The following is a 2885-nucleotide window of genomic DNA, read 5'->3' as shown; positions in this document are numbered from 1 at the left end:
GTGGATCGGCAAGATCAGCAAAGTACGGACGGGGATCTAACAATTTCGGCGACATCGGCGGCTCAGGCGTCGAGACAAAAGGTACTTGGCTACCTGCTCAACCGATGATTGTCAATACTCTGATAGCGCGATCGCCTTGAGAACGAGTGCGGCAGGGCTTGTCAGACCCCGCCAATCTCGCTATCATCTGCCGTCTGCTTTAGGGCGCATAGCTCAGCGGGAGAGCACTGCCTTCACACGGCAGGGGTCGGTGGTTCGATCCCACCTGCGCCCACCAAAAAACACTTATAAATCAACCGGCTTAAGCCGGTTTTTTGGTGTCTGCGCTCCGCACGACTGGGTTGCGTGAAAACTGCGCTAGGATTGCTGTAGCCTCGGCTAAATCTGATGGGCGGAGATGTGCATAGACCCGCGCTGTCACTGACACATCAGAATACCGGAGTAACGCGCTGACGCGCATCAATCCCGATGCCCGCTTGAATTAACCATGATCAACACGTCTGGCGCAAATCATGCGTATGCACGTCGTTCAATCCAGCGGCAGCCAGACGCACGCAAACCCTTTCTTGATGGATACGATCCGCGTGCCGTCTTTGCGCGACATGACCCACGGCGACCTGAGGCAGTGCGTGGCGACGAACTTCCGTCGCCGCACCAGCGTATCACGCGCTTCGCTGTTGGCTAGATAGTGTCGTCACAAGATTCGATCCCAGATGGCGATGCAACGAATCTGGGCGGCGGCCAAGAACGAAGCGGCATTTTGGGCGTAGCGGGTGGCAATCCCTCGCCAGCGTTTGAGTTGCAAGAAGGCATTCTCGACCAGATGCCGATGACGGTAGAGTGCGGCATCATAGGCTTTCGGTTCTTGCGCGGGGGAATCACCCCCTGCATGCCCTGCTAGGAGGCGTGTTGCACGATGGCGTCGCTGTCATAGCCACGATCAGACAGCAGGTGTTCGGCGCTCAGGCCTTCGATCAAGATGCCGGCTTGGGTGCAGTCGGCCGTGGGGCCGACGGTGAGCCGCTCAAAATCTGGCTCGGAGACCAGCGCCTCCAGCAACTGTGCTCACACGCCCTTATCGCGCCACCGGCAAAAGCGCCGGTGCATGTTTTTCCAGTCCCCATAATCAGGCGGTAGACCACGCTACGGGGCACTGGTGCGCAGAATCCAGAATACCGCAGTGATAAACAGGCGGTTATCTTTGGCGATCCCACCCTAGACGCCACGGCGTCCAGGTAATAACGGTTCCAGCAATAACCAAGTCTGGTCGGAGCGGTCTTGGCGCCGATGCGCTGCAAGAGTGGGAGACGTGGTTGTCATCATATCGCACAATTTACCTGTAAGACGCTTCTTGTGACAACACCATCTAGGGACGTAGTCCTGATCGTGCGCGCTGAATCATGTCGTCAACGGCTGGCGTGGGATTTACCGCTACCAGTGTTGTTTGTGGATGAGTCTGCTGAAAGACGCGAAAGACCTCATCGGCAAAGGCTTGTCCTATTTCAGCCACGCCATCAAAGTCTAGAACGACCGTCTGAAATTTTTCAAAGCGCATGGTGAGGCGCTTGGCTTGGGATCGAGAAACAAGGCTTTCGCCTTCATATTGCGCGAGCCGTACCGGAACCATGGTCTTGGCGAAGCTGTATTCCTCTGGAGCGGTGAACTGGTCAAAGACACTTTTGATCGTGCATGGGTTGTCATGCGTCAGGCCCATCATCACCAGCGTCCCTGGCGCATCTGCTGGGCGTTCGAGCAACCAGTCTTCACACCCATCGTCATGGACAAAGTGCAAGCGTCCCGAACGAATGTCGAACATTTCCATCGCCTTTGATGAAAAAAAGATGCCCTCTCCAGTGTGATTGTCTGGATCGGTGGTGAGCTTTCCTTTCGCAAGCTCCAAGATCGATTCGTGCGGATCGATCAGATTTAGCGCACGCTGAATCTTGAGGAAGATACCCTCGCCGTCGTCGGACACGTAGGATTCGGCCCTGAGCGCATTGCGTCGCAATCCAACTAAGACGGTCTCGGCTCCCGAGTGCTCGACGGCATTGTTGACCATTTCCGTAATGGTGTACTCCCACATGCCGAGCACGTTGGCGGGCAGGTCGCGCAACATCGACAGGAAGAATTCGCGCCAAACCAGATGCTCCTGAAGCCCTGCGCGCGGGTAGGATTGGTGCCGCTCTACGAGGGTTGTCAGGGTGTAGCGGGTACTGACACCACGCCCTGTTGATGCCACCAGTCCTTGCTTACGCAGCCGCGCCAGACGGCTACTGGCCGCTTGTCGCGTGACGCCAAGCTGGAGCGCCGTGCGTGCGGCAACGTGGCGGTCGTCGGCTGCAATCAAGCGCAGGATGAGGCGGTCGTCTTCAGTTAGCATGATCTCCCTCGGCATCGTCAATATTTTTAGCAAAAAATGTCAAGTTTGAGACGATAGATTGTAAAGCAAGTGCGTCTTAGAGGCTGTCTAGAAACTGGCAAATCAGTTTTTTCTAGCCAGCGGCTAATTTATAGCGAACTTGATTATTGCAAATTTGGCGAAGCAACAATCGACTAGACGCTAAGTAAACTTGAGACTCACTAGAGGTTGGCTTACGCTCGTAATCTTTACTCAATCGGCGCGAGCGTCCAAGCCAAGCGAATGTTCTTTCAACGACCCAGCGACGTGGCAAGACATGAAAACCTTTGCGACCAGTGTGTTTCCGAACAAGAGTGAGCGTACAGGCAAACTGCTTAAATACCCATTCAATTAGTTCTGCTCCGGCGTAGGCGCAATCCGCCCAAATAATTTTGACGGATTGAAGGAGTAAAAATAAGCGTGCGATGACTTTGCGTGCGGCGGTACCATTAAAGATGTTGGCGGCATGCACGCACACGACAAGCAC

3 protein-coding genes, 1 tRNA gene and 1 pseudogene are annotated in these 2885 nt (G+C 55.0%); 2 read left to right on the top strand and 3 right to left on the bottom strand.

From position 1 onward, the window contains the following. The first annotated feature begins 202 nt into the window (after positions 1-202). Both BLW10_RS13435 and BLW10_RS13430 read left to right on the top strand, forming a co-directional pair. Positions 203-277: transfer RNA gene (locus BLW10_RS13435), tRNA-Val, on the top strand. 210 nt (positions 278-487) lie between these two features. After that, positions 488-685, top strand: coding sequence for a hypothetical protein (locus BLW10_RS13430; protein ID WP_091335531.1), 198 nt, complete (start codon positions 488-490; stop codon positions 683-685). Between the two features lie 9 nt (positions 686-694). Here the strand turns inward: BLW10_RS13430 and BLW10_RS13425 are convergent. The 3 genes and pseudogenes from BLW10_RS13425 to BLW10_RS13415 form a co-directional block, all read right to left on the bottom strand. Next, a pseudogene (locus BLW10_RS13425) lies at positions 695-1320 on the bottom strand (transposase). Between the two features lie 46 nt (positions 1321-1366). After that, entirely contained in the window at positions 1367-2380 is a 1014-nt protein-coding gene (locus BLW10_RS13420; protein WP_091335534.1) for an STAS-like domain-containing protein, read from the bottom strand. Between the two features lie 112 nt (positions 2381-2492). Beyond that, the coding region (locus BLW10_RS13415) for a transposase (protein ID WP_143117095.1) at positions 2493-2885 on the bottom strand (393 nt) is incomplete at its 5' end.

Source organism: Allochromatium warmingii (assembly GCF_900107145.1).
Classification (GTDB): Bacteria; Pseudomonadota; Gammaproteobacteria; order Chromatiales; family Chromatiaceae; genus Thermochromatium; species Thermochromatium warmingii.
The sequence above is the reverse complement of the archived record's forward strand: the minus strand, read 5'-3'. Positions and strand labels throughout refer to the sequence as shown.

Excerpts from the sequence above, each read along its gene's own strand:
- BLW10_RS13430 (WP_091335531.1), top strand. The coding sequence starts at position 488 with ATGATCAACACGTCTGGCGCAAATCATGCGTATGCACGTCGTTCAATC.
- BLW10_RS13420 (WP_091335534.1), bottom strand. The coding sequence starts at position 2,380 with ATGCTAACTGAAGACGACCGCCTCATCCTGCGCTTGATTGCAGCCGAC.